General features: G+C 33.3%; 28 protein-coding genes and 1 riboswitch. Of the genes, 23 read left to right on the top strand and 5 right to left on the bottom strand.

Features of this window, described 5'->3' with window-relative positions; all coding sequences use genetic code 11:
* Positions 1–299 precede the first annotated feature (299 nt).
* The gene (locus B3C18_RS14925) at positions 300–1316 is read left to right on the top strand and encodes a sensor histidine kinase (protein ID WP_291148144.1); all 1017 of its coding nucleotides are present in this window, start codon (positions 300–302) and stop codon (positions 1314–1316) included.
* Positions 1297–2064, top strand: coding sequence for a LytR/AlgR family response regulator transcription factor (locus B3C18_RS14920; RefSeq protein ID WP_256635112.1), 768 nt, complete (start codon positions 1297–1299; stop codon positions 2062–2064). Before B3C18_RS14925 ends, B3C18_RS14920 begins: the two co-directional genes overlap by 20 nt.
* Positions 2065–2238: 174 nt before the next feature.
* Here the strand turns inward: B3C18_RS14920 and B3C18_RS14915 are convergent, their stop codons facing one another.
* The 3 genes from B3C18_RS14915 to B3C18_RS14905 form a co-directional block, all read right to left on the bottom strand.
* Entirely contained in the window at positions 2239–3051 is an 813-nt protein-coding gene (locus B3C18_RS14915) for a helix-turn-helix domain-containing protein (protein WP_291148140.1), read from the bottom strand.
* 326 nt (positions 3052–3377) lie between these two features.
* Positions 3378–4250, bottom strand: coding sequence for an oxidoreductase (locus B3C18_RS14910; RefSeq protein WP_291148138.1), 873 nt, complete (start codon positions 4248–4250; stop codon positions 3378–3380).
* Positions 4251–4542: 292 nt separating this feature from the next.
* A complete protein-coding gene (locus B3C18_RS14905; RefSeq protein WP_291148136.1) occupies positions 4543–4929 on the bottom strand; it encodes a DoxX family protein in 387 nt (128 codons plus the stop codon).
* 169 nt (positions 4930–5098) lie between these two features.
* Between B3C18_RS14905 and B3C18_RS14900 the strand changes: the two genes are divergently transcribed.
* The 13 genes from B3C18_RS14900 (at position 5099) to metQ (ending at position 17212) form a co-directional block, all read left to right on the top strand.
* Complete coding sequence (locus B3C18_RS14900) at positions 5099–5671, top strand: Crp/Fnr family transcriptional regulator (protein WP_291148134.1); 573 nt, start codon at positions 5099–5101, stop codon at positions 5669–5671.
* 309 nt (positions 5672–5980) lie between these two features.
* Entirely contained in the window at positions 5981–6535 is a 555-nt protein-coding gene (locus B3C18_RS14895; RefSeq protein WP_291148132.1) for a YceI family protein, read from the top strand.
* 5 nt (positions 6536–6540) lie between these two features.
* Positions 6541–6759, top strand: a complete 219-nt coding sequence (locus B3C18_RS14890) for a tautomerase family protein (protein WP_291148130.1) — start codon at positions 6541–6543, stop codon at positions 6757–6759.
* Between the two features lie 5 nt (positions 6760–6764).
* Complete coding sequence (locus B3C18_RS14885; RefSeq protein ID WP_291148128.1) at positions 6765–7499, top strand: SDR family NAD(P)-dependent oxidoreductase; 735 nt, start codon at positions 6765–6767, stop codon at positions 7497–7499.
* 73 nt (positions 7500–7572) lie between these two features.
* Positions 7573–7950 (top strand): nuclear transport factor 2 family protein, encoded by a 378-nt coding sequence (locus tag B3C18_RS14880; protein ID WP_291148126.1) that lies wholly within the window; start codon positions 7573–7575, stop codon positions 7948–7950.
* A 16-nt stretch (positions 7951–7966) separates the two neighbouring features.
* Positions 7967–9052, top strand: a complete 1086-nt coding sequence (locus tag B3C18_RS14875) for an NAD(P)H-dependent flavin oxidoreductase (protein WP_291148124.1) — start codon at positions 7967–7969, stop codon at positions 9050–9052.
* Positions 9053–9118: 66 nt separating this feature from the next.
* Positions 9119–9673, top strand: coding sequence for a hypothetical protein (locus B3C18_RS14870; RefSeq protein ID WP_291148122.1), 555 nt, complete (start codon positions 9119–9121; stop codon positions 9671–9673).
* A gap of 272 nt (positions 9674–9945) precedes the next feature.
* Positions 9946–10046, top strand: a riboswitch (SAM riboswitch).
* Between the two features lie 278 nt (positions 10047–10324).
* Positions 10325–11314, top strand: coding sequence for a TlpA disulfide reductase family protein (locus B3C18_RS14865; RefSeq protein ID WP_291148120.1), 990 nt, complete (start codon positions 10325–10327; stop codon positions 11312–11314).
* Between the two features lie 200 nt (positions 11315–11514).
* Positions 11515–12987, top strand: coding sequence for an aminotransferase class V-fold PLP-dependent enzyme (locus B3C18_RS14860; RefSeq protein WP_291148118.1), 1473 nt, complete (start codon positions 11515–11517; stop codon positions 12985–12987).
* A 334-nt stretch (positions 12988–13321) separates the two neighbouring features.
* A complete protein-coding gene (locus tag B3C18_RS14855; RefSeq protein WP_291148116.1) occupies positions 13322–14311 on the top strand; it encodes an NADP-dependent oxidoreductase in 990 nt (329 codons plus the stop codon).
* Positions 14312–14676: 365 nt separating this feature from the next.
* Positions 14677–15708, top strand: coding sequence for a methionine ABC transporter ATP-binding protein MetN (metN, locus tag B3C18_RS14850; RefSeq protein ID WP_291148114.1), 1032 nt, complete (start codon positions 14677–14679; stop codon positions 15706–15708).
* A complete protein-coding gene (locus B3C18_RS14845) occupies positions 15701–16354 on the top strand; it encodes a methionine ABC transporter permease MetI (RefSeq protein WP_053472747.1) in 654 nt (217 codons plus the stop codon). The genes metN and B3C18_RS14845 overlap by 8 nt, the downstream gene beginning before the upstream one ends.
* Positions 16355–16399: 45 nt before the next feature.
* Positions 16400–17212: a methionine ABC transporter substrate-binding lipoprotein MetQ gene (gene metQ / locus B3C18_RS14840; RefSeq protein WP_291148112.1), complete on the top strand. Its 813-nt coding sequence runs from the start codon at positions 16400–16402 to the stop codon at positions 17210–17212.
* 115 nt (positions 17213–17327) lie between these two features.
* On the opposite strand, the gene B3C18_RS14835 is transcribed toward metQ, so the two are convergent.
* Positions 17328–17996, bottom strand: a complete 669-nt coding sequence (locus B3C18_RS14835; protein WP_291148110.1) for a response regulator — start codon at positions 17994–17996, stop codon at positions 17328–17330.
* Between the two features lie 100 nt (positions 17997–18096).
* Here B3C18_RS14835 and B3C18_RS14830 point away from each other — a divergent pair, with 100 nt between their 5' ends.
* The 8 genes from B3C18_RS14830 to B3C18_RS14795 all read left to right on the top strand — a co-directional run bounded on the left by B3C18_RS14830 (position 18097) and on the right by B3C18_RS14795 (position 25764).
* A complete protein-coding gene (locus B3C18_RS14830) occupies positions 18097–18330 on the top strand; it encodes a hypothetical protein (protein WP_291148108.1) in 234 nt (77 codons plus the stop codon).
* 102 nt (positions 18331–18432) lie between these two features.
* A complete protein-coding gene (locus B3C18_RS14825) occupies positions 18433–20466 on the top strand; it encodes a tetratricopeptide repeat-containing sensor histidine kinase (protein ID WP_291148106.1) in 2034 nt (677 codons plus the stop codon).
* 170 nt (positions 20467–20636) lie between these two features.
* Positions 20637–21239, top strand: coding sequence for a murein L,D-transpeptidase catalytic domain-containing protein (locus B3C18_RS14820; RefSeq protein ID WP_291148104.1), 603 nt, complete (start codon positions 20637–20639; stop codon positions 21237–21239).
* 254 nt (positions 21240–21493) lie between these two features.
* Entirely contained in the window at positions 21494–22327 is an 834-nt protein-coding gene (locus B3C18_RS14815) for an STAS domain-containing protein (protein WP_291148102.1), read from the top strand.
* A 16-nt stretch (positions 22328–22343) separates the two neighbouring features.
* Positions 22344–22742 carry an STAS domain-containing protein gene (locus B3C18_RS14810; protein ID WP_291148100.1) on the top strand — a complete coding sequence of 133 codons (399 nt, stop codon included), beginning with the start codon at positions 22344–22346 and terminating at the stop codon, positions 22740–22742.
* Positions 22723–23139: an anti-sigma regulatory factor gene (locus tag B3C18_RS14805; RefSeq protein WP_291148098.1), complete on the top strand. Its 417-nt coding sequence runs from the start codon at positions 22723–22725 to the stop codon at positions 23137–23139. Before B3C18_RS14810 ends, B3C18_RS14805 begins: the two co-directional genes overlap by 20 nt.
* Positions 23132–24145: an ATP-binding protein gene (locus tag B3C18_RS14800; protein ID WP_291148096.1), complete on the top strand. Its 1014-nt coding sequence runs from the start codon at positions 23132–23134 to the stop codon at positions 24143–24145. Before B3C18_RS14805 ends, B3C18_RS14800 begins: the two co-directional genes overlap by 8 nt.
* Before the next feature lie 2 nt (positions 24146–24147).
* Positions 24148–25764 (top strand): sensor histidine kinase, encoded by a 1617-nt coding sequence (locus tag B3C18_RS14795; protein WP_291148093.1) that lies wholly within the window; start codon positions 24148–24150, stop codon positions 25762–25764.
* 52 nt (positions 25765–25816) lie between these two features.
* Here B3C18_RS14795 and B3C18_RS14790 read toward each other — a convergent pair whose 3' ends face one another.
* Positions 25817–26629: an SDR family NAD(P)-dependent oxidoreductase gene (locus B3C18_RS14790; protein WP_291148091.1), complete on the bottom strand. Its 813-nt coding sequence runs from the start codon at positions 26627–26629 to the stop codon at positions 25817–25819.
* Positions 26630–26761: the final 132 nt, after the last annotated feature.

Here is a 26761-nt window from a genome sequence, read left to right as displayed (position 1 = left end):
TTCACGCAGATTTTGCAGATTTTTTTGATTCTATTTCCATACAATTTGCGAATAAAAACTTTGCGCCTCTGCGCCTTTGCGAGATTAAAAAAAATGCTTCGTCATATTTGTCATTTCGAGGAACGAGAAATCTTCGCAAGTAACTCCATACAGTATGTCGCCAATCTTTGTAGAGCTACTAGTGAAGATTCCTCGTTCCTCGAAATGACAATACTTTGGGCTGACTTTTTAAATCTGCATAAAATCTTTTTTCAAAATAAAACTATCTTTGACAAACAGGATAAAAAACTGATACAATTATGGAAAAATCAAAACGTTTTCAGGTTTCGCTCAAAATTATTTGGGGAAGCTCAATTGCACTTGCAATTCTGGCTTCAATCCCAAAATTATTTGATGCCGATTCTACGCCTGGAGATATCATCATAAACTCTTCTATTACACTACTGTTTTCCCTTTTTATATGGTATTACAACATTTATAGTTTACCCAAATTTTCATCTCAACGTACCAATAAAAGTTTATTTAACTGGAAACTTTTACTGAGTGTTGTTTTAGGAATTTTGTTGATGGTGATTCTCGTAATTGCACATCAGGAACTTTTTCAGGTTTCAAAAATGGACGCGCCAATCATGTTTGAACTTCGTGGTATTTTGATCAATTTGATTGTGTATATGTTTTTGCATTTACTTTTTCAGAATTACCAAACTCAGCAAATGGGAGTAGAACTGGAGCGCACAAAAGCAGTACATTTAGGAGCACAGTACGAATTATTGAAACAACAGGTAAATCCGCATTTTTTATTCAACAGCCTGAATACTTTAAAATCGATGGTAGACATGCAAGATCCACAGAGTTCTGATTTTATCCTGAAATTATCTGATTTTTACCGATTTACTCTCGAAAGCAGAAAAATGGATTTGATTCCGTTAAAAGAAGAATTACAAATTTTAGATTCGTATGTATATCTGCTGAAAGCCCGTTTTGAAGACGGATTTGAAGTCATAAAAGAAATAGATGAAAAGCAATTCGATTGTGCGATTCCGCCTTTTTCATTGCAATTATTGATCGAGAATTGTATCAAACACAATGTGGTTTCGCTTGATAAACCTTTGAAAATTAAATTATATACCGAAAATGATTTTCTGGTAATCGAAAATCCAATTCAGCTAAAACGAGGTACTTTGTCAACCGGCGTTGGACTGAACAATATCAACCAGCGTTTTCTACATTTGGTTAACAAAGAAATTGAAATTGATAAAACCGAAACCCTTTTTAAAGTAAAAATACCACTGATTTATGACTATCGTAATAATTGAAGATGAAATAAAAACGGCCAAAGCGCTTGGTCAGCTAATTTTGAGTATCAGACCCGATGCTCAAATTTTGTCGTATATTCAAAGTATCGACGGAGCTGTGAGTTATCTTTTAGAAAACGATCAGCCCGATTTGATTTTTATGGATATTCAGCTTGCAGATGGTTTGAGCTTTGAAATTTTCAAAAATGTGGAAGTTTTGTCGCCTGTAATTTTCTGTACTGCTTTTGATGATTACGCCATCGACGCTTTCAAATCAAACGGAATCGATTATGTTCTAAAACCTTTTTCAAGAGAAAGTATTTCACAGGCCATTAAAAAAGCAGGCGAACTGAAAAACTTCTTCCAAAGAAATAAAAAAATGATGCCCGATTTCGATTATCTCTTAACAAGAACGGGCGAAAATAAAGGAAAAAGCAGTTTTTTGGTTTTTAAAAACAATAAATACCAAACGATTCAAACAGAAAATATTGCCTTTTTCTACATCAAAAACGAAACTCCAACAATCGTAACTTTTGATAAAACAGAATATCAAATTACGCAATCTCTGGATGAAGTTCATAAACTGTTATCAGCCATTCAGTTTTTCAGAATCAACAGACAATATTTGGTAAACTTTTCAGCAATAAGAGAGGCAGAGCATTATTTCTCAAGAAAATTAATTCTAAAACTCACTATTCCAACAGAAGAAAAATTATTAGTTGGGAAAGAGAAAGCTACGGCATTTTTGAGCTGGCTGGAGAATAGGTAGTTTACAGTCGCAGTATTCAGTCACAGTTTTATAGACACAGTTTGTCATTTCGAGGAACGAGAAATCGCACTAGAAATTCCGCACAGTAATTCTCCAATCTTTGGCGAGTTTCGCGTGCGATTTCTCGTTCCTCGAAATGACAAACCAAGTCAACTTGAAACCTGAAACTAAAAACTAAACCTTAGAAGGAGGCAATCCAAACTGTTTCTTAAACGCAAATGAAAAATGTGATAAATCCTCAAAACCCACTTCTAAATAAACTTCCGAAGGCGTTTTTCCTTTTTCTTTAATTTGATAATACGCTTCTTGTAATCTTTTCTGAATGAGCCATCGGCTTGGGGAAAGATCAAAAATACGCTGAAAATCTCTTTTAAAAGTAGCCAGACTTCTTCCCGTTAAATAAGCAAAACGATCTAACTGCACATTAAAATGAAAATTCTTTTTCATAAACGCTTCCAAATCAATTTTTCCGGGTTCGTTGAAATCGAATAAAATATCTTTTAATTCAGGATGACATTGTAGTAAAATTGTGATAGCTTCATTTACTTTTAAAGCTTGAAGTTCTTCATTGATCAATTGATCCTCATTGATATATGGAATCAACGAATTCATAAAGCTTTTCAATAACGGAACTTCTTTTAACTGCAGAACCATTTCCGTTTCCGGACTTTTAATTAAACTTGTTTTTTGATTGTATTGTATAGAATAATCACGAAGTGCTTCCTGATTCAAATAAATAGAAATAGACTGAAAAGCCGTATTTGGATCGGGTTGTTTGATGAATTTGATGAGCTGATTTCTTCGGATAAATCTAAAATCACCAGGATTAAAAACGTATTCTTTATTCCCATTATTTAAAGTAAGAACTCCCGAAATCTGAAAACTCAAAACATGCTGTGCAGCAAATTGCTCGCCTTCACGATTTTGTGTGTAATAGCAGGAATACGCAATGGGCGAGGTTTTCTGATTTATTTTTGAATCGTTCATATCACAAATTTATAAAAATTAAAGTTGGAGAATATTTTAAACACATAGAAACATAGATTATATTCTAAATAAAAGATGTTTGAAAAAATCTAGATTTTCAAACATAGCTTTGTGTTTAAAATATTTCACGCAGATTTTAATGATTCAAGCAGATTTAGCAGATTTTTTTTTAAAATTAATCTGCATAAATCTGCCAAATCTGCGTGAAAAAACAACAAGCTATGTTTGTTCAAAACAAGTGAAACGCCTTTATAGACAAAGAAAAACTATGTTCCTATGTGTTTAAAAAATAATGCGTTTATCATTGATAATGCATTTTGTCATTGTTATTTCTTAAGCCATTTAGCCTGAGCTGAATCAAAAAAACTTCCAGAATCCTCATGATCTGTAGACAAACTAACATTCATCCATTTCTCCATTTCTTCCGTTCTGCTTTTATCAGCGTTTTGCAAAATTCCAATTGCCTCGCTTCCCAAAACAAGATGCACAGGCGGATTTGGATGCGAAGCCAGATCAACCATCACTTTAGCCGCTTTTTCAGGATCTCCAACCGGAACAAAATTTCCTCCTTTAAAGAAATCGGTACGTTGTTTTACCATTTCGTAGCCTTCAATATCTTCGGCATACGTCATCGATGCACCTGCCCAATCCGTACGGAATCCTCCTGGTTCTACGCTGGTAACTAAAATTCCAAGTGGCGCAACTTCTTTGGCTAAAGCTTCGGTAAATCCGCCTAAACCAAATTTCGCAGCCTGATACATTGTTAAACCCGGATTTCCAACGCGTCCGCCAACAGAACTGATTTGTAAAATTCGGCCAGAACCTTGTTTACGCATAAAAGGTAAAACTGCACGTGTAATTTCAATTGGCGCATATAAATTAGTTTCTAACTGACTTCTAACTTGTTCGCTTGTATACGCTTCAGCAGCACCAATAATTCCGAATCCGGCGTTGTTAACCAATACGTCGATTCTTCCGAAATGTTCAACAGCTTTATTTACGGCCTGATGAACTTCATCATAATTAGTAACATCTAATTTCAAAGGCAGAATCTGATCCTGAAATTTTTCTTTTAAATCATTTAACTGATTAATGTCTCGTGCTGTTGCTGCTACTTTGTCTCCGCTTTCTAAAACTGCTTCAGTAAGATTACGTCCTAATCCTCTAGAGCTTCCTGTAATAAACCATATTTTGTTCATTGTAATTGTGTTTTTAAGTTCATTACAAATTTACGGCGGGAATAGAGGTTGTTGTTTTGTTGAAAAGCTCAAATTTATTTGTTTTAAGGCTCAAAGATGTTTTGCCACTAAGGCACAAAGGCGCTAAGTTTTTTTGCCACAGATTAAAAGGATTAATAGGATTTTTTATTTCACGCAGATTTAAAAAGATTTAAGCAGATGTGGGCAGATATTTTTTTAATAATCTGCCCAATCTGCTTAATCTGCGTGAAATAAAAACTTTGCGTCTTCGCGACTTTGCGGCGAAAAAAAATTAGTTAGCTGTATAAGTTACACTATATAATCTTCTAAACATTATATAAGTAACACTTACCATAACAAAAGCAATAATAGCATCAATAGTTGCAGGAAAACCTAATACAACCAATTTTGAAAAGAAAGCGAAGATGATATCGAAAAATACTCCCGCAAATACCCATTCTTTTAATCGTAATAACTTATTCGGAATTAATAAGGTGATAACTCCTGAAACTTTCATTACACCAAGGATGTAAATAAAATGAGCCGGATAACCTAGAAGTTGTGTAATTTCCCAAACCAATTTGTTGGTTGTAAGTTCAAAAAATCCACTGGCACCAAACCATAAAGAAGTTAAAATAATTCCTGTCCAATAAATAATTTTTGTTGTTTTTGCATTCATGATTTTAAATTTTAAGTTGTTAAACAGGACAAATTTGCGGCAACGGCAATCGATTTCATATTGGTATTTTGGTGAAACGGACAAATTCAAATCCGAAATAGACAATCAATAAGTTCATTTGATTTTATAACTTTACAAAAGATTTTCAAACCAAATAGTCACCATTTAAATGGAAGCTAAAACACTTTTACAAGAACATATCGCCAAAACAGTTTCGCTGACAGAGGAAGAGTTTGATTATTTCTTTTCGCATTTCAAACCATTATCTTTTAAAAAAGGGCAAACGATTATCAGCGCAGGCGATAAAGTGGATTGTGAGTATTTTGTGATTTCGGGTTGTTTAAAGGCTTTTTATATTAATGACGAAATCAAAATGTACATTCTGCAGTTTGCGATGCCAACCTGGTGGACATCTGATTATAATGCACTTTACAACCAAACTCCCGCCGCTATAAATGTTGATTGCATTACAGATGCCGAAGTGCTTTGCCTTTCTAACAGTGACCGCGAAAAACTCTGCGCCGAATTTCATCAGGTGGAACATTTCTTTAGATGGAGAACGAACAAAGGCTACATTGCTTCTCAAAAACGTCTTTTATCTTTTATGAATAATAATGTCAAAGTTCGTTACGAAGAACTTTTGGCTTTATATCCTCAATTATACAATTTAGTTCCAAAGCATTTAATTGCGGCTTATTTAGGCGTTTCCAGAGAAACCCTTAGCCGACTTTATAATTCTTAGTTTTTTTTAGCCCACGGATTTTACGGATTATTTTTTTTGTTTTGCGCAGATTTGATTTTCCACAGATTTTTTATCGCTATAAAAATATTGGCTGTGGTTTCAACCACAGGGATTTAGATTGAGTCACTGCATTGCGTCCCTGTGGTTGAAACCGCTGGCTATATTTTAAATTCGATATCAATATAAAGACCTTTGTCTCTTTGTCCCTTTGCACCTTTGTACCTCAAAAAATAAGAATGTGATCTACATCACGTAACCGATTTCCATAGTCGCCGTTCCTTTGTACTGTACTTTTAAATACAACAAAAAATGGAAACAATAAATTTTGAAATCGTAAGCTCAAACAGCAGCGTAGAATGGACTGGTAGAAAAGTTACTGGTGCACATAATGGTACAATTGGTATCAAAAAAGGTAATTTCATCTTTAATGATGGAAAAATAAAAGGAGGAAATGTTGTTATCGACACCACTTCTATTAAAATTCTGGATGTAACAGATCCGGCAACGAACACTCAATTTGCAGGACACCTTGCATCTGATGATTTTTTCTCTATCGAAAAATTTCCAACAGCAACATTAGATATTTTAAGCGTAAAAGAAATATCAAGCACAACGTACCATCTTGAAGGAAACCTGACTATAAAAGATATCACACATCTTGTTGGGTTTGAAGCACAAGTAAACAATGACAACAACTCACTTTCACTTGGAGGTAAATTAATTATCGATCGTACCAAATATGATATCAAATTCCGTTCAGGAAATTTCTTCAAAGATTTGGGAGATACCTTAATCTACAATGACTTTGAGCTTGATTTTAATATCACTGCCGAAGCTGTTTTTACAGGACAATCTAAAAACTAATTATCATGCCTTACGTAAAAATCGAATTGACCCGCGAAGGAGTAACACGCGGGCAAAAACAACAATTAATCATCGGCATTACCAACCTGATTACAGAAGTATTAAATAAAGATCCGCATTTGACTCACGTTGTGATTCAGGAAATTGAATTAGACGATTGGGGTTATGCAGGAGAACAAGTATCAGTATTAAGAGAAAAAGGCATAACAGCTGACAAAAAATAAACATCATGAAAAAACAAACAATAATCGTTACCGGAGCAGCTTCTGGTATCGGAAAAGGAATCGCTAAATATTTCTTAGACAGAGGCGATAATGTGGTTATAAACTCAGTTACAGCAGCTTCATTAGAAAAAACTTTCAACGAATTTGGCGCAGGCGAAAACCTTGCAATGTTTGCAGGAGACGTAAGTGATAAAAGAACCGGAGAACAATTGGTTAAAATTGCTTTAGAAAAATTTGGTTCTGTAGACGTATTGGTTAATAACGCAGGGATTTTCGCCAGCAAACCATTTTTAGAAGTGGATGAAGCATATTTAGATACATTTCTGAAAACCAACCTAAAAGGAACTTATTTCACTACACAATCAGTGCTTCCGCAAATGCTGAAACAACAAGGCGGTGTTGTAATCAATATTGGAACTCCACTTGTAAATCATGGTTTAGGCGGATGGCCGGCTTCGGCTCCAATTGCGAGTAAAGGTGCAATTCACGCATTGACAATTCAGTTAGCAGCAGAATTTGGGAAACAAAATATTCGTTTCAATACCGTTGCTCCGGGAGTAATTCGTACGCCAATGCACGGAGACAACGCAGATCAAAGTGCAGGTTTACATTTGTTAAACAGAGTAGGAGAGATCGACGATGTTTCTGAAATGGTCTACACAGTTGCTAAAAGCAATTTTATTACCGGATCAATCATCAACGTTGATGGTGGAAAAGGTGCAGGACACAATTTAAATTAAGGTGAAAACTATATTATTAACTGCTTTTATGCTCTGGAGTTTTCAGGGCATAAAAGCTCAAAATACTAGTAAAATGGAAAATCAAATAGAAATTCAGGCCATTACTGATGCAATAGAAAACTTTTATTTTAAAGGTATTTATGAAGGTGATGAAATCTTGCTTGGCAGTATTTTTCAACCCGGAACATTTCTTTTCGGAGATATAAACGGACAACCCTATTTTAAAACCGTTGATTTGTATTTAGACGGCGTTAAAAACAGACAAAGCCCAAAAGATTCAGGAAAACCTTTTAAAGGTGAAATTTTGCATATAAGCGTTGTAAATTCTATCGCTGTAGCGGAATTAAATGTTAAAATGTACGACTTTAATTATAGGGATTTTTTATCTTTCCATAAGATTAATGGTAAATGGCTTATCGTCAATAAAATGTTGACCGATACCAGCAAATAATTTAAAATTTGAAGCAATGTGGTACAATACAAAAGCTAAGCAACTGTTAGGAATTGATTACCCAATTTTGCAAGGCCCTTTTGGGGGCAATTTATCAACGGTAGAATTAACAGCAACGGTTTCTAATCTTGGCGGATTGGGCGGTTACGGCGCTTACACTTTAAGTCCGCAGGAAATTTACGAAGTTGATAAACAAATAAAAGCAGCTACAGATAAGCCGTATAACATTAATCTTTGGGTTTCAGATCATGATATTCCCGATGGCGGTTTAACCGATGAACAATTTGAAAAAACAAAAGCAGTTTTTAAACCCTATTATGACGAATTAGGAATTCCGTTACCGGAAAAACCAGCGCCATTTCAATCGAGATTCGAAAATCAGTTGCAAGTTATTTTAGATGTTAAACCAAAGGTTTTCAGTTTTATGTTTGGCGTTCCTTCGGATGATGTTTTAGAGCAGTTAAGAAGATTAGGAATTGTTACTGTTGGCGCAGCTACGACGCTTGATGAAGCTATTTTTCTGGAAAGTAAAGGAGTTGATATGATTATCGCTTCGGGTTTTGAAGCTGGCGGACACCGACCTTCTTTTTTAACCAACGCCGAAGCATCTGTTACCGGAACTTTTGTTTTATTGCAGTTAATGCGTGAAAAAATAAAAACACCAATTATCGCAGCTGGCGGAATTGCCGACGGAAAAGGTGTCGCTGCGGCCTTAACTTTAGGTGCAAGTGCAGCCCAAATAGGAACGGCTTTTTTAGCTGTCGATGAATCGAATGCATTGCCTATCCACAGAGAAATGTTATTTTCTGACGCCGCAAAATATACAACGCTTTCACGCGCCTATACTGGAAGACTTGGACGCGGAATTACAAGCCGAATTGCTAAAGATATAATTGGAAAAGAATCGAATATTCTGCCTTTTCCATTGCAGACTACTTTTATTTCTCCATTACGAAAAGCGGCACTCGATCAGCAAAAATGGGATATGATATTATTTTGGGGAGGACAAATTTCGCCCATTTTAAAATATACAAAAGCGAAAGAATTGATGCATTCATTGATTGAAGAAACTACAGCGTATTTTGATGGATTAAAATCTTAACTTTAGGTTGTTTTAATTAACAAGCTTTGGAGAAAATCACTGTAATTTCAAATCAATAATTTTTAAATGAAGTTAAAGAAGAATATTAAAATTGAATCGGCAAAAATAGGAAAGGATAAAAACCATTCTTTGATAAAATGTGACTTCAAGGTTTTAGAATTAGAAAAGTTCTTGAAAAGAAAAGAATATTTTTTCAAAAAAGACGGTATTAATTCAGATTATATTCTATTGGTTTTATCTTCTGAAAATAAAGGTTATAAAATATATTTAGGAGATTCGGCTTATGAAAAATCAATTGATAAAAATATTAAATTACTTAAAGAACATATTTTTATTCAAAACAAAAAAGTTACTTATAAAGAATATTTTGTTGTTCTGAATAAAGATCATTTTATAGAAAATGAAGCTGTATTTTATGAATTATTCGCCTTGTTTAGTTTTTTATTGATTGCCGAATTAAAAGAAAAGCTCTCCAAAGATGATTTATTAAAAAAAATAAATAGATTTAGTCTTTATGGAATTTTCAATTTTAAACGATGGTCTGGTATTTCGAACGACCAGCTTTTTTTTGATGTTGATCATAACTGCGGAACACTAAAAAATTATATTGTTCAGCTTTAATACAAACTCATTTCAAAAACGGAATGAGTTTTTTTATGCTTTTTCTACAGTAAAAAAATAGAATTCCCGAATTTTATTCCGTAAAACGTATGAATTTCCATTATAAAATGATAAATTATTAAAATTTTTATTCTATTTTAATTCGTTAAATATCAGTAATTTGTATTATGTGTAAAATGTTTTTTAAATAAAATTCAAAAAAAATAAATTTAAATACTACTAATCCTGTAGAATTAATATATATATTTGTGTCACAGAAAAACTCTGAATGATACTTATCCAGAAAGACTGAGGGAGTAGGCCCTGTGAAGTCTTAGCAACCTGTTACCGAATAAGGTGCTAAATCCTTCCTGCCTTGCGGGACAGATAAGAAGATTTGTTTAAATCTGAATAAGATCATCATTGTTGAAATTATTTATTTTTTAAAATGAAAACCAAACTACATTTTTTACACGACAGTGACGAACTTTTGAATTCAATCTTCGAAGAATATAGTCTTGCTGGTTTCCGAATGCGAAAGCATTAAACTCACTCTTATTTCTTTTTAAATACTATTTGCTAAAGCCCTTTATAAATTGGCTTAAAGGAATTCTTTTGCCCCAATATTAAACGATAATAAAAATCATATCATCACCTTAAAATCAAAATAAAATGAAAAAAATACTATTAGGTTTCGCCTTATTTTTTGGAGTTGTACAAACTCAGGCACAAGAAAATAATTTACAATTGAAGGGAACTGTTGTCGATACTGTTGCGCAATATGTGTATTTGCAAAAGTTTCACAATAAAATGTTTACCACTATAGATTCGGTAAAAGTAAAAGACGGAAGTTTTAGTTTTAAAACTAAAGTAAAAACTCCAGAATTATACGGTTTAAGCGTAAACACAGAAGATTCTCCATTATATATTTTCCTTGAAAAAACACCAATTACAGTAAAATTAAGTCCAAAGAAATATTATACAAGCTCTGTAGTTGAAGGTTCTGAATCTCAGAATTTATTCGATGCCTATAAAAAATCAAAAGATGTAGAAATCAGTAAATTCATTACAGAAAATCCTAAATCTATAGTTTCGGCTTATGTATTATACAGAAACTGGTCGTATAGATTAACGCCGGAACAAATTACTCAAAACATTGCTTTGCTTGATAAAAGTCTGCAAAGTACTACTTACGTGAAAGAACTAAAAGAACTGGTTACTGTTTTAGACGGATTAGCGGTTGGTAAAAAAGCCCCAGATTTTACTGCTAATGATCCGCAAGGTAAACCAGTTCGTCTTTCAGAAAATTTAAACGGTTACACTTTAGTTGATTTTTGGGCTTCATGGTGCGGACCTTGCCGTAGAGAAAACCCAAATATCGTGGCGGCTTACAAAGAATATCACGACAAAGGATTTAATATCGTAGGTGTTTCTTTAGATAAAAAGAAAGAAAACTGGATTAAAGGAATTCAGGATGACAATTTAACATGGACTCATGTATCTGATTTACTTTTCTGGAACAGTGCCATTGCTAAATTATATGGAGTAAGAGCCATTCCTGGGAACTATTTAGTGGATTCAAAAGGAATAATCGTAGCAAAAAATCTTCACGGAGAAGAATTGCAGACTACACTTAAATCACTTTTAGGGCAGGCAAATTAATTTATTTAAACACATAGAAACATAGATTATATTCTAAATAAAAGAGATTTGAAAAAATCTATATTTTCACACATAGTCCCGATAGCTATCGGGATTAGTTAAAACAAGTGAAACGCCTTTTACCACAAAGAAAAACTATGTTCCTATGTGTTTAAAAAAGCAATCAATAATAAATTTAGTTAATTAAAATGATAAAGGAAATGAATGCTATTGAGACAACAACAGAACCAATTGAATTGGAGTGTTACTTCTCTAAATTTAGAGAAAATACAATAGGAGTAGATCACCGCTTTAAATCCGTTTACGGAAAGCAAAACCTGCTTTATGCAGATTGGGTTGCCAGCGGAAGATTATACGCTCCAATTGAGGATATTATGCTCAATAAAATTGGTCCAATGATTGCCAATACACATTCACTTTCTAGTCAGACAGGAAAGACTTCAACGCATGCTTATCAATATGCGAGAGATATCATTAAGAAATCAGTAAATGCAAATGAATCTGATGTTTTGGTGACAACCGGAACGGGAATGACGGCCGCTTTATCAAAATTACATCGTATTATGCGTTTGCGAAAAGAGTATGAAAATGACAAACCAGTTGTTTTTATTACGCATATGGAGCATCATTCGAATCAGGTTTCGTGGTATGAAACTAATGCCGATGTTGTGATTTTACCTCCAGACGAAAATAATTTAGTCGATCCCAAAATTCTTTCTGAAGAAATTAAAAAATACGCTCACAGAAGCTTAAAAATAGGCTCGTTTACGGCTTGTTCCAATGTCACAGGAATTATTACGCCTTATCATGAATTGGCCAAAATCATGCATCAAAACGGCGGACTTTGTTTTGTTGATTTTGCAGCTTCGGCACCGTATGTCAAAATCGACATGCACCCAAAAGATCCGGAACAGCAATTAGATGCTATTTTCTTTTCCCCGCATAAATTCTTAGGCGGACCGGGAACTTGCGGTGTTTTGGTTTTTAATGAAAAATTATACCAATCTGAGTTTCCCGATAATCCGGGCGGCGGAAATGTAAAATGGACCAATCCGTTAGGCAGATATTGTTATAGCGAGGACATAGAAGTTAGAGAAGATGGCGGGACACCAGGCTTTCTACAAGTTATAAGAGCTGCTTTAGCTTTAGAATTAAAAGATAAAATGGGAGTGACAAACATCAAAAACAGAGAAAAAGAACTGCTTGCTCTTTGTTTTTCGAGACTCCAAAAAATAAAAGGTTTGTCTATTTTAGGAGATTTAAAAACAGAAAGAATCGGCTGTGTTTCTTTTATAATCGAAGATATTCACTATAATTTAATCGTAAGACTTTTAAATGACCGTTTCGGAATTCAGGTTCGTGGAGGCTGGTCATGTGCAAGTACTTATGCGCATTATTTGTTCAATATAAACGAAAAGAAATCGGCACAAATTACGAATGAACTTCTAGAAAGAAACCAAAGTAATAAACCGGGCTGGGTGCGTTTGTCATTGCATCCAATTACGACAAATGATGAACTTAATTTTATTTGCGATGCAATTGAACAAGTTGCTTTACATTATAAAAAATGGCAGAAAGATTATGAATATAATTCAGTAACAAATGAATTTGAAAATCCTGAAATTAAAGAAACTATAGCTGAAGAAGTAAATGAATGGTTTAAGTTAGATTAAATATTTAAACACATAGAAACATAGATTTTTTAGTTTCGATAAAAGTTGATAAAAAGAAACTAGTTTCTCACACATAGGTATGGTTGTTTAAACAAAGGAAATTTAAAAAGTTTGTTTGTCATTCCGAGGAACGAGGAATCGCACAAGAAACTCCGTACAGAATGTTGCCAATCTTTGACGAATTACGAGTGCGATTCCTCGTTCCTCGGAATGACAAATACTGACTAGCTATGTTTGTTTAAACAAGTGAAACGCCTTTACCACAAAGAAAAACTATGTTTCTATGTGTTTAAAAAATTAAACAGCTATACTTTTGTATAATAAAGCAATAAAAATGAAAGCAATTGTATTACAGGAAAACCGGGAATTTCAATTAGAAGATGTTGAAATTCCACAGCCCTTAGATCATCAGATTCAGGTAAAAATTAAAGCTTCAGGTTTTAATCCGATTGATTATCAAATGACAGAAGACGGGTCTGAAAGAAAGCTTTTGCACTCTCCAATTCTGGGTCGGGAGTTTTCAGGGATTGTATCGGCAATTGGTAAAAATGTAACTGATTTTAAAATTGGTGATGCTGTTTTCTGTGGATCAGGAAGTATGGGGTCTAACGGAACTTACGCCGAATATATTTGTGCTCCCGAAGCAATTGCGGTGCATAAACCTTCTAATATTTCTTTTGAAGAAGCGGCAGCAATTCCTTCAGCAGGATTAACAGCTTTGCAAGCTTTTAAACGTATCAATGCCAGTTTTTCTGATTCCATACTAATTACAGGCGCTGCAGGTGGAGTAGGCAATTTATTTGTCAAAATATTGATAGCAAATGGTTTTCAAAATTTTGTGGTTACAGCCGGAAATGAAAACAGTATTTCAGCTTTACTTGATCTCGGTGTAAAACCCAAACAAATCATCAACTATAAAAAAGAAGAAATTTATGCAACCGCACTTTCTTTAAACGGAAATAAAAGCTTTGATATTGCAGTTGATTTAGTTGGAAACAATGTTGCAGAAATTGCAGCAAAACTTTTAAAAACCAATGGAATTTATGTTGATGTAACGAATTTTTCTACTCCGGAATCGCGAGGAATTCTTTTTTCAAAAGGTGCAGCAATTTTAAACATTTCCAATTACGCCTACGGACTTGAAAAACGTTACGATTATTATAAAAACGGATTGAATGAGTTAAGATTACTTTTGGAGCAGCAAAAGATTACAGCACCGGCTATTTTAATAGTTGGAGATTTAGAAGTAAATACGGTTAAAAATGCCCATACAATACTCCGTGAAAATAAAACGGAAGGAAAAAAGTTAATCATGAAAATTTAGATGTTTTTTCGCCACGAATTCTCAATAAAAAATTCGTGAATTCGTGGCGAAAAAAAATCATTTTAATCCTTTAATCTGTGGCAATTATTTAAGATAAATCAAAGAAACCGTTATAGTAATCTACTATTTTGATAGGTTAATAAAAGTTTTAATGGTTTTTATACTAAAATTAAAATTATCTGTTTAAATTTGCAGCAACAATGAGAAATAATAGCCAGAAAATGAATAATTATTATAGCTGCAGCATGATGTGCTGGGATGCTTTATGATAGATTTGGCTTATATATAAAATGATATTATTTATTTCAAAAAGCCTTTCAAATAATTATGAAAGGCTTTTTTGTTTTTAAACTTGAATTGAACAAATGATTGAATTAAAAAACGTTACCAAAACTTTTCATCAAAAGGACAGAATCGTTTCTGCTTTAGATGATGTTTCGCTTAGGGTTCCGCAGGGGAAAATTTTTGGTGTAATCGGAACTTCGGGAGCTGGAAAAAGCACATTGATTCGATGTGTAAATCTTTTAGAAAGACCAACTTCGGGAGAAATTTTTGTTAGTGGAAAACCATTGATGCAAATGTCGAATGCTCAATTGGCGATTGAAAGAAGACAAATCGGGATGATTTTTCAGCATTTTAACCTGCTTTCTTCGAGAACAGTTTTTGATAACGTGGCTTTTCCACTTGAATTGATTGGAACTCCAAAAACTGCAATTAAAACTCGTGTTTTAGAATTATTGCAATTAGTTGGCTTGGCCGAAAAAGCAAACGATTATCCGGCAAGTCTTTCCGGCGGACAAAAACAAAGAGTTGCGATTGCGAGAACTTTGGCAAATAATCCAAAAGTTTTGCTGTGTGATGAAGCGACAAGCGCATTAGATCCGGCAACAACACGTTCAATTTTAAATTTATTGAAAGACATTAACCGTCGTTTAAATATTACTGTTTTATTGATTACGCACCAAATGGAAGTCGTTAAATCGATTTGTGATGAAGTTGCGGTTATCAGCCACGGAAAATTAATCGAGCAGGGAAGTGTAGGCGAAATTTTTGCCGATCCAAAACATGAATTAACAAAAGAGTTTATTGCTTCGTCTCTTCATTTAGAAATTCCAGACGTTTATCAGGAGAAATTACAAAAGGTAGATAACGGAAGCTTAAATCCATTATTAAAGCTTGAAATGACCGGAAAATCGGTAAATGAGCCTGTTATTTCAGAGGTTTCAAGATTGTTTGATACCAACTTCAAAATTGTGAGCGCGCAAATGGATCAGGCTGGAGATCTAAACTTTGGCGTTATGCTGATCGAATTATCTGGAAAACGCGAAAATTACGACGCTGCCATTCAATATTTTATTTCAAAACATATTAAAACAGAAATCATAGGTTATGTCTGATTCTATTATCGCTTTATTATTAAATGGAACCTGGGAAACGATTGTTATGACATTTGTGTCTGGCTTTTTCGGTTTTCTAATCGGACTTCCAACGGGAGTTTTACTTTTTCTTACCCGAAAAAATCAAATACTGGATCAACCGGTTTTAAACAGAACTTTATCGGTTATTGTAAACGTTTTTCGTTCTATTCCATTCATTATTTTAATCGTTTGGATGATTCCGTTTACACGTGCTATTGTTGGAACTTCGATTGGTGTAAGCGCTGCTTTGGTTCCGTTAAGTATTGGTGCGGCACCGTTTATTGCTCGTTTAGTTGAAAACAGTTTATTGGGACTGCCATCAGGATTAATTGAAGCCGCAAGAGCTTTAGGAGCAACTCCTTTACAAATCGTATATAAAGTATTACTTCCAGAAGCTTTACCATCATTAATAAACGCAGCATCGATTACTTTAATCACTCTTGTGGGTTATTCTGCAATGGGTGGCGCAGTTGGCGCGGGCGGTTTAGGGCAGGTTGGTTATCAATATGGATATATTGGTTATGATGCCGTAACAATGAATTCGGTTTTGGCATTATTGGTTATTCTGGTTTTCCTGATTCAGTTTATTGGAGACAGGTTATCGAAACATTTTGACCACAGATAATTATCAATTAAAAAATAGGAATTAAAAATTAAAAATAGAATTGTCATGAAAATAAATTTCTTGAAAACAGCCGGAATTTTAGCTTTATCATTAGTTTTAGTTAATTGTGGAAAAAGTAAAAACAACGATCCGCATTTTATAAAAGTCGGTGTGGCTTCCGGGCCGGAATTAAAAGTTGCAGAAGCTGCTAAAAAAGTAGCCAAAGAAAAATTCGGACTAGAAGTTGAATTGGTTTCTTTCAACGATTATGTAATTCCAAATGAAGCTTTAAGCCAAGGAGATATTGATGCGAATGCTTTTCAGCATAAACCTTATTTAGATGAACAATCTAAGCAACGTGGTTATAAGTTGGCGATTATCGGAAATACATTCGTTTATCCGATTGCGGCTTATTCGAAGAAAATAAAAAACCTTTCTGAATTGAAAAACGAAAGCACGATTATTATTCCAAATGATCCAACAAACGGCGGACGTTCTTTATTGCTTTTACAGAAAAATGGTCTATTGAAATTGAAAGAAGGCGTTGGTTTATTGCCTAAAGTAACAGATATAGTAAGTAATCCTAAAAACTTAAAAATATTAGAGTTAGAAGCGCCTCAATTGCCTCGTGCTTTAGACGATGCAAATGTTTCAATTGCGATTATCAATAATACTTTTGCTTCTGCAGCTGGATTGGTTCCATCTCGTGATGCCTTGTTTGTTGAAGATAAAGATTCTCCTTATGTAAACTTGGTTGTTAGTCGTGAGGACAATAAAAACGATGAAAAGGTAAAACAGTTTTTACAGGCTTTTCAATCTCCAGAAGTTGAAGCTGCAGCTGAACGTGAGTTTAAAGGCGGTGCTGTGAAAGGATGGTAATTAATTGTGAATTATGAATTATGAGTTAGTGGATATAATTTATAACTTATAATTCATAACTCATAACTAAAATAAAAAAGGCAGATGAAACAATTTTCATCTGCCTTTTTTATTTTTATATTAGGCCTAACTGTCTCGCTTTATTAATAAGCTCAGTATCGCCGCCTTTTTCTAATAATAAATGGCTTTTAATATTTGCTTTTCGTTTTTCAATTGAACTCATTGAAAGCGGAATATGATTTGGAATATTAACCGTTTTAACGCCTTGAGATAAAAGAATTAAAATCTGGCTGTCGTATTCGTCCCAATTTAAGTTTCTGTGCGTTAATTTCTTCTGAGACTTCACGATCTCATCGCTGTAAATTATTTCTCCTTTTAGAATTTTTTGACAAATAGTAGGGAAAGATTCAAAATTAACTTCACTTTTTGATATAAACCCGTCGGGTGCAATAGTTTTTATAATTCTGTTTACGATGAAGGCTTCGGTATGCATTGTCAGCAATAGAATTTTGCATGTAGGAAGTACTTTCCTAATCGTTATAGCCAAATCAATACCATCGGTAATATTGAATTCTTCATAAGGCGGCAGATTAACATCCAGAATTGCAAAATCCAGTTTGGTATTTTGTTTTTCGAGCAGCATTATTTTTTTATAAGCAGTCTCGCAATTGTATTTTTTTAGGAAGGTTGGTTCAACTGTATCAAAGCAATCGTCAGACAGAAGGTTGACATAACTGTCTACCGTCATAGGATGATCATCAACAATTAAAATATTAAGTGACATTATCGTAAAATTTAAACAAAATTAAACAATCTTACGGATTTTCCGTAAAATATGCAACTTTTTTGGATGTTTTTTTGCAAAAACATAAAAATAACATACCATGAAAAGTAAAGTAATTCGTATTCTTTTTGCATCAGTTTTAATGATGAATTTATCTTGCACAACTGATGATCTTGACAACCAAGATTTTAATTCAACCGAAAAAAAAAAGCTAAATGATCAAATCAGCAAAGATGAAACTGTTAACTCCAAAACTGTTGATTCTTTAAAAATCAGCTATAATTTACAATTGAGTGCTCCAGATGGAGATCCGCTAAATCCAAAAATCAAATAAAACATGTTCGACCTTATTTACTGAAGACTATAATACTGGTATTGAAGTATTATAGTCTTCTTTATTTATGATATATTTGAATTTAATTTATAAAGTATCATTTTGAGGTTTAAGTCGAAAATATATATTCCAATACTTCTATTAGCAATAGTAATTTTATTAGTGTTTTATCATAGGAGGGATGAATTAAAAATTAGAAATCAAAACCAAAATACTTTTGATGCGGAATATTTTAATAAAATTTCAGGAACAGCAAAAGAGAAATATTTAGATTCGCTTGTTGATAATTTAAAGCATCAAAAAAATGACTCTGTTGTTAGAAATTTATACTTAAAAGCAGGAGAAGAATATTATTACCTGAATAATATTAAAAAATCACATTCATCCAGCTTAACTGCTTTAAAATTATCCAGAGAAGAAAAAGATAGTTCCAGAATAGCAAAGTCTCTTTATTTTATTGGTGACTGCTACGAAAGTTCCCAAAAAGACAGTGCTTACTATTATTATCTGCAGGCTCAAAAAATTTATTTAAAGATTCACGACTACGACAAGTTAGGACAAATGTATTTTAATAAAGCATATGTTCTTTTTTATGACGGTAATTATGTAGAGTGTGAGGTAGAATTAACTAAAGGTCTCGAATATTTAAAAGATTCAGATAATATAAGATTGCTGTATTCGTGCAATACCTTAATGGGGAATTGTTTAGAAAAATTGTTTATGTACGATCAGGCTTTAAAATACCATCAACTGGCGTTGAGAAATTTAAAGGCAATGAAAAAAAACAATACAGATAGTGATGAAGTAAATAACTTCAATATTTCATCTGTAATTAATATTTGCAATTTATATGATTTAAAAGGCGATTATTCTAAATCAATTAAAGAATTAAAACCTTTGCTGACTAAAAATCTAAGAAAGAACTGGCCTCGGTTTTATGCCATTGTTTTGTCTAATCTGGCTTATTCTAAAATGAAAAATAAAGAATTTAAAAATGTTGAATCAATGTTTTTAGAGTCTTTAAAAATTGTTGACAGTCTGGGCTATACTTCTGATGTTATGTATAAAAAGATCCATTTAGGAGAATTTTATCTAACGCAAAAAGATTCTTTAAAATCCTTAAAAACGCTGCAGGAAGCTTATACCGTTTCCATCAAATTAAAAAACACTAACGAGACTTTAAATACACTAAAACTGCTTACCCGAATAGACAGCAGAAAAAGATTGTTTTATGCCAATCAATATATTGCCATAAGCGACAGCATAAACAGTATTCAAAGCAGAACGAAGAATAAATATGCCAGAATTGAATATGAAACCGTAAAAGTTGAAGATGAAAATAAGGTTTTGACTAAAAAGAACTTTTATATTTTAATTTTTTCTTTTGCATTGTTTTTAGTCTTGTCGGCAATTTCGGTAGCTATTTATTTAAAATATAAAAACAAAGAATTACGATTTGTAAAGCAGCAGCAAAGTGACAGCGATGAAATCTATCAGCTTTTGAGCGAACAGCAAAATATAATTAACGCCGCAAAAGAAGAAGAAAAGAATAAAATTGCAAGAGAACTTCACGATGGTGTAATGAATAAGGTGTATGGCGTAAGGATGAATTTAGGATTTTTTAATTCTAAATCAGATGAAAAAACGATAGAAAAAAGAAAGCAGTATATATTCGAATTGCAGAATATCGAAAATGAAATCAGAACCATTTCGCATGATTTGAATCAGGATTCTTTTTTAGAAAGCAATGATTTTAATACACTTTTATCCAATTTAATTAAAAGTCAAAACGAGATCAGTAAAACTCAGTTTAATTATTTTGTTGATGAAAGATTTGAGTGGGAGCAGGTTCAGAATATTTATAAAATAAACTTTTATCGTATTATTCAGGAAGCGCTTTTAAATATTCATAAATATGCCCAAGCCTTAAAAGTCGAGGTAAAAATTGATTTAATTGATAAAGATGTTTTGCAATTATCGATTATTGATGACGGTGTGGGCTTTGATATCAATACAGCAAAAAGAGGAATTGGCTTATCTAATATAAAAGAGAGAACCAACTCTTTAAAAGGAAACTTCGAAGTAAAATCTAAACCGGGCGAAGGTACCGAAATCATTGTAACTTTTACTATTTAATTGAAAAATAAAGCAATAGAAAAATAAATCTTATTTTATTGCTCTTCAGACTTTTAGATACCTTTTTTTGATTTAATGCAGACTAATTTTGCTTCGTTAGTTTGATTAAAAATAAAACAAATCAAATTAATGAAAACTTTAGACTTTGCATTCAATTAAAAATACTTGTCATGAAAATATACAGCTTAATTTTTTTGTTTTTTACAATTAGTTTTTTTGGAAATCCTGTAGAGGTTAAAAATGATACTCCGCCATTAAGCCCGGAAATGGAGAGACTTAATACAGAACTTTCGGATGTAAAAGCGATGATTAAAAAAAATGCCGCTTACAATACAAAAATTGCCTTCTTTATTGATATGAGAATTAAATCGGGTAAAAACAGATTCTTTGTTTACGATTTAGAAAAAGATGAAATTGTAGATCAAGGTTTAGTTGCAAACGGTTTTGGTTCTGAAACCAATGTTAGGGGAGAATTAAAGTTTAGCAATGAACCCAATTCTAAATGTACCTCTTTAGGAAAATATACAGTTGGTAAATCTTATAAAGGAATGTTTGGAAAATCGTATAAATTATCTGGTTTAGATGAAACGAACAGTAACGCGGCAAAAAGGGCAATTGTATTGCATTCGTATTCAGCAGTTCCAAATGAAGAGCAAGATTATTACATTTCAAACAGCCACGGATGTCCAATGGTTAGTGAAGCTTTTTTTAAAAAATTAGAAAAGATTATTGACAGCTCTAAATCTAATATTATTTTACATATTTATTATTAATTAAAACATACATAAATGGTTGAAAATTAGTCCGAATTCGATTATATAATGAAAAGAGACAGTCCTAAGCGGGCTGTCTCTTTTTTTTATTAGTATCATCTAAATTTTAACAAAATTATGTATTGTTTTTATATGATTATTTGTTTTTAACATAATATGTTAAATTTTTTGTTTCTTTCGTTTTAGTAATTCTTTTCTCATCATCCGAATTAAAAACCTATATTTGTTTAAGAACAAATCCAAATTTTATCCTCATGCAAAACTTATTAAGTGGCTTAAAAGAGCACGAAAACAAATTATTAACCATATGGTCTCAACTTTTAATCGATAGTGGATCTGATGACGGAGCAGTAGAAGAAGAAGAGTCAAAAGAGTTTGCTTCTCTGTTTTTAAAAGCCGCTGCCATTTCTGAAGGTAAAATCCAGGATTCTCAGGAATTTGAAAAAGTAGAGGATCTTATAGTTGGAATAGCTTCTTCACGAGGAAAACGTGGATTTTCGCCAAGAGAAAATGCACAATACTTAATCACATTCAAAGAAGCATCTTCTAAAATTCTTTCTGAATTAATAAAAGACCCGACACAGCTTTATGATGCAAACCTGCAGCTAAATGCTGCTTTGGATAATATGACCATTTTGACTTTCGAAGCTTTTATGCGAGGAAGAGAAGATATAATATCCAGACAAGTGGATGAAATAAGCGAAATTTCGACTCCGGTTATCACGGTTTGGGAAGGTGTAGTTGCCCTGCCGATTATTGGAACTTTAGACAGTTCGAGAACACAGATTGTAATGGAAAATTTATTACAGCAAATTGTAGATACTGGAAGTTCTATTGCTATTCTTGATATTTCTGGTGTTCCGGCGGTAGATTCTCTGGTGGCGCAGCATCTTATTAAAACTGTAAGCGCAACCCGATTAATGGGAGCTGAATGTATCATAAGCGGTATTCGTCCGGAAATTGCGCAGACAGTAGTACATTTAGGAATTGACCTTACAGGAATTATTACGAAAGCATCGCTTGCAAGTGCACTTAAAACTGCATTTGATATGTTGCAGCTTTCAGTTGTTAAAAGAAAAATAGTTTAAGATTTTATAAATTGATATGGAAAGAATTCCTATACTTAAAATGGGAGATTTTCTGCTTGTTACAATACAAGTAGATTTGTACGATCAACTTGCAGAAAATCTTGAATCAGACTTGATAAATACCATTAGCAAACATAGTTCAAAAGGTGTATTAATTGATATATCGGCGGTTTCTATTATCGATTCATTTATGGGGCGAATATTAGGAAATATAGCTGTAATGTCTAAAATAATGGACGCACAAACAGTAGTTGTAGGAATGCAGCCGGCTGTGGCTATTACACTGGTAGAATTAGGATTATCTTTAAACGGAGTTATAAGTGCCCTGAATGTTGAGAAAGGCATGGATCTACTGCGCTCGAAAATGCAATTAAGCGATAATGAAGAGCAGAATTATGACGACGATAACGAATAGTAAAGAAGAAATACCTATAGTAAAAGAACAAGATGTAGTACCATTGCGCAACCGGGTAAAAGAGTATGGCGTAAAAATTGGGATGAGCATTTTAAATCAAACTAAATTAATTACGGCAACCAGCGAACTTGTTCGTAATCTCCTTAAATATGGCGGCGGCGGTAAAGTCATTATAGAGTCGGTCAGTAATGGCCGGGATAATGGCGTACGCGTTACTTTTATTGATAATGGCCCCGGAATAGCTAATGTAGAACTGGCTATGAAAGATGGATACAGTACCGGTAAAAGCTTAGGCTTAGGATTACCGGGTACTAAAAGGCTTGTCAATGAATTTGATATTAAAACAGAATTAGGAAACGGTACCACCGTCACTATAACAAAATGGAAAAATGGATAATACTTTTTCCACTTATAAGATAGACGATCGAAGTCTAATCGCTTTTATAAAAAGAGAAATACATAACCTGGCACTTCAATTAGGATTTACGCCGCACAGAGCAGGAGAAACGGATATCATTGTGGCAGAATTAACTTCCAATCTTATTAAATATGCAAATGGCGGTGAATTGCTGTACCGGGCTAATGTAGAGGAAGGACAAAATGAAATTGAAATTTACTGCCTTGATAAAGGAATAGGATTTGAAAATGTGTCAAAAATAATGAATGACGGTTATTCGTCAACCAATACATTGGGACATGGTTTGGGCTCGATCAAAAGACTAAGCAACGATTTTCAGATTTATTCCATGAAAAATTGGGGTTGTGTCCAGTATGTAAAAATTTGCGAAAAGTCGGATTTTGGTTTGTCTGATATAAAAAAAGGCTTAAATCATAGTGCCATTGCTTTAAATTATCCCGGCGAAAAAGTTTGCGGCGACGCTTATTATATTAAAAATCTTAAAAAAGGATTTCAAATATTTGTAGGCGATGGTCTAGGTCACGGTCAAAATGCCCATGAAGCTGTGCAGCTTGCGGTTAAAGCATTTAAGCAGTCTACAGAATCTGATCCTGCAGAAATTCTTAGTGATATCCATTCAAAAGTAAAAAAAAGCCGGGGTCTTGTTGCTACAGTAGCCACAGTAGATTATGGTTTAGAAGTTTGGAATATTTGTGGAATTGGCAATATCAATACCCGAATTTACGACGGATTAGAAAACAAAACTTATACGCCTTATAATGGAATTATCGGACATAATATTCCGCGTACATTAAACAATTCGGTTGTTCCTTACAAAAAGCACCAAATTATTATTATGCATAGTGACGGACTGAGAACAAGATGGAATCTTAGCGATATGACTTCTATATTTAAACAAAGTCCCGGAATAATTGCATCAGCATTGCTTAAGGAAAATATTAGAGGTACAGATGATGCCACAATTCTTGTTGGTAAAATAATTTAGTTATGAAGGAAATCATAAAAATAAATCTGGATAACGAAATGGACTTAATACTGGCCCACAAAAGATGCATGAAAATTGCTGAAATGTGCGGTATGCCATCTTCTTTCCAGACAAGATTTTCGACAGCAGTATCTGAAATAGCAAGATGCTCGATTGCAAAAGGTAAAGATTCCTTGCTTGTTTTAGGCATTAATATTGTAAAAGCCACTCAAAAAGAAATTGTCGCTATTATTACAGATACTGTAGATTTAAAAAACTGCAATCCCGAAGCCTTTAATTATGCGTCCAGAATTTCCGGAAATATAGAATACAGTTATTTTGAGAATCAGTCTACAACGAGAATAAGCCAGCCGGTTGCTTCTCCGGGACTTCTTTCAGAAACCAAAATAAAAGGATTTATCGATTATTTTAAATTCGAACCGCCTTTATCGCCTTACGATGAAATCAGAAAGAAAAATATTGAACTCATTGCACTTTCAGAAAAACTGACAGAAAGTGAAAACAAATACAAACAGCTCGCCAACACAATTCCTATTTTAATTTGTGTAATAAATGAGCGTAATAATGTGCTTTTAACCAATGAGTCATTAGAGCATTATTTAGAAGTCCCGATGCTTGCTTTCGACAAGAAAAACCTAAGTAATTTTATTCATCCTGATGATATTGACGGAATATTGGAAGGCTGGAAAACAGCAAAATCAAAACGTTCTGAATTTTTAGGAGAAACCAGGATCAAACATGGTTTAAGTTATATCTGGCATTTAATTTCGATTATGCCAAACAAGGCAGAAGACGGCACTTTTAACAGCTGGCTAGTCTATTTTGTAGACATCAACGCTCAAAAAATGGTGGTAGAAACCCTGAAAGATAATACAGAATTAAAAGTAATTCAGCGTGAGTTAGAAAGTGCCAACTCAAAACTGGTTTTTAAAAATAAAGAATTAGAACAGTTTGCTTATATTGCCAGCCACGATCTTCAGGAACCGCTTCGTAAAATTATGATTATGCTTTCGCGCGCCGGGGAACATTTAACTGAAGACCAAAGAAAACAATATTATTTTGATAGAATAACGCTGTCTGCAGGAAGACTCTCGAACCTTATTACTGATGTTTTGAATTATTCGAGAATAGATAATAAGAAACAAATATTTGAAGAAGTCGACCTTAACCAAACCCTTTCTGAAATATTAGGAGATTTAAGTCTGGTTATTGAGGAAAAGAATGCCATAATAGATATTAAGCCATTGCCGACAGTTATGGGACTTGATACACAACTTCGCCAGTTATTTTATAATTTGGTCAACAATGCCTTAAAATTTAATACTTCTGTACCTGTAGTAACTATTTCTGCATCAATTATTCCTGAAGACAATAGCGTATCTTCATTAGAAAATTATCATATAATTTCAATTGCCGATAACGGAATCGGGATGGACAGTCAATATTCGGAGCGTATATTTGATATGTTCCAAAGATTACACGAACGTGATCAATATGGAGGAAACGGAATAGGACTAGCCTTGTGCCGCCGAATTATTGAAAACCATAACGGTGTAATTAATTTTACCAGTAAACCCGGTGAAGGAACAATCTTTTGGATTTATCTTCCCAAAAAATAAATAAAAAAGGCAATCTACAGATTGCCTTTTTTATTATGATGAACAGTATTAATTATCCGTGAGCAGCAACAGATACGTCAGCCCATTCTTCCCATGTTTTTAGTTTTTGTTCGTATGTTTGTTTTGCAAATGGTAAAGCTACTTTTCCTAAAAATAAACGTAAAGGAGGATTTTCTGCTTCAACTAATTTAACGATTGCTGGTACAGTTGCATTTACTTGTCCAAAAGTATCTGGATCATGTCCGTCTGCAAGGGCTTTTTTGATTCCGTCGTATGCAGGAATACTTTCGCTGTGGAATCCGTTACCCCAAATATCAGTAAAATAACCATTTGGCTCTACTAAAGAAACATTGATTCCGAATTGTTTTACTTCAGATGCTAAAGTTTCGCTTAAACCTTCAACAGCAAATTTTGAAGCATTATAAAGTCCGATAACCGGTAAAGTTGCGATTCCTAAAATAGAAGAAACTTGAATAATGTGTCCGCTTTTTTGGTTTCTCATAATTGGTAAAACAGCTTGTGTTAACCATAAAGTTCCAAAGAAATTAGTTTCGAATTGTGCTCTTGCTTCTGCTTCACTTGCTTCTTCAACAGCTCCATTTAAAGCGTAACCAGCGTTATTGATCAGAATATCAATTGTTCCGAAATGATTTTTTACTTTTTCAACAACTGCAAATGAATCTTCGCGTTTATTTACGTCAAGTTTTAAAGGTAAAATTGCGTCACCGTATTTTGCTTTTAAATCGTTTAATGTATCGATATTTCTTGCTGTTGCAGCTACTTTATATCCTTTTTCTAAAAATGCTTCTGTCCAGGCTTTTCCAAATCCTTTTGATGCTCCTGAAATTAAAATTGTTTTTGACATGATTTCTTAAATTGTTAATGTGAATTGTTAATTGTGAATGATCTTATTTTAATTGGTATTGTAATTTTTATTGAAATTGTCTTTTGACATTGAAATTGATATTTTTAAATATGACTGATCGGTCATTTTTTT

It is taken from the genome of Flavobacterium sp. UBA7680 (assembly GCF_002482975.1).
GTDB lineage: Bacteria > Bacteroidota > Bacteroidia > Flavobacteriales > Flavobacteriaceae > Flavobacterium.
Note: the sequence above shows the minus strand (reverse complement) of the source record. Positions and strands in the feature narration are given on the sequence as shown.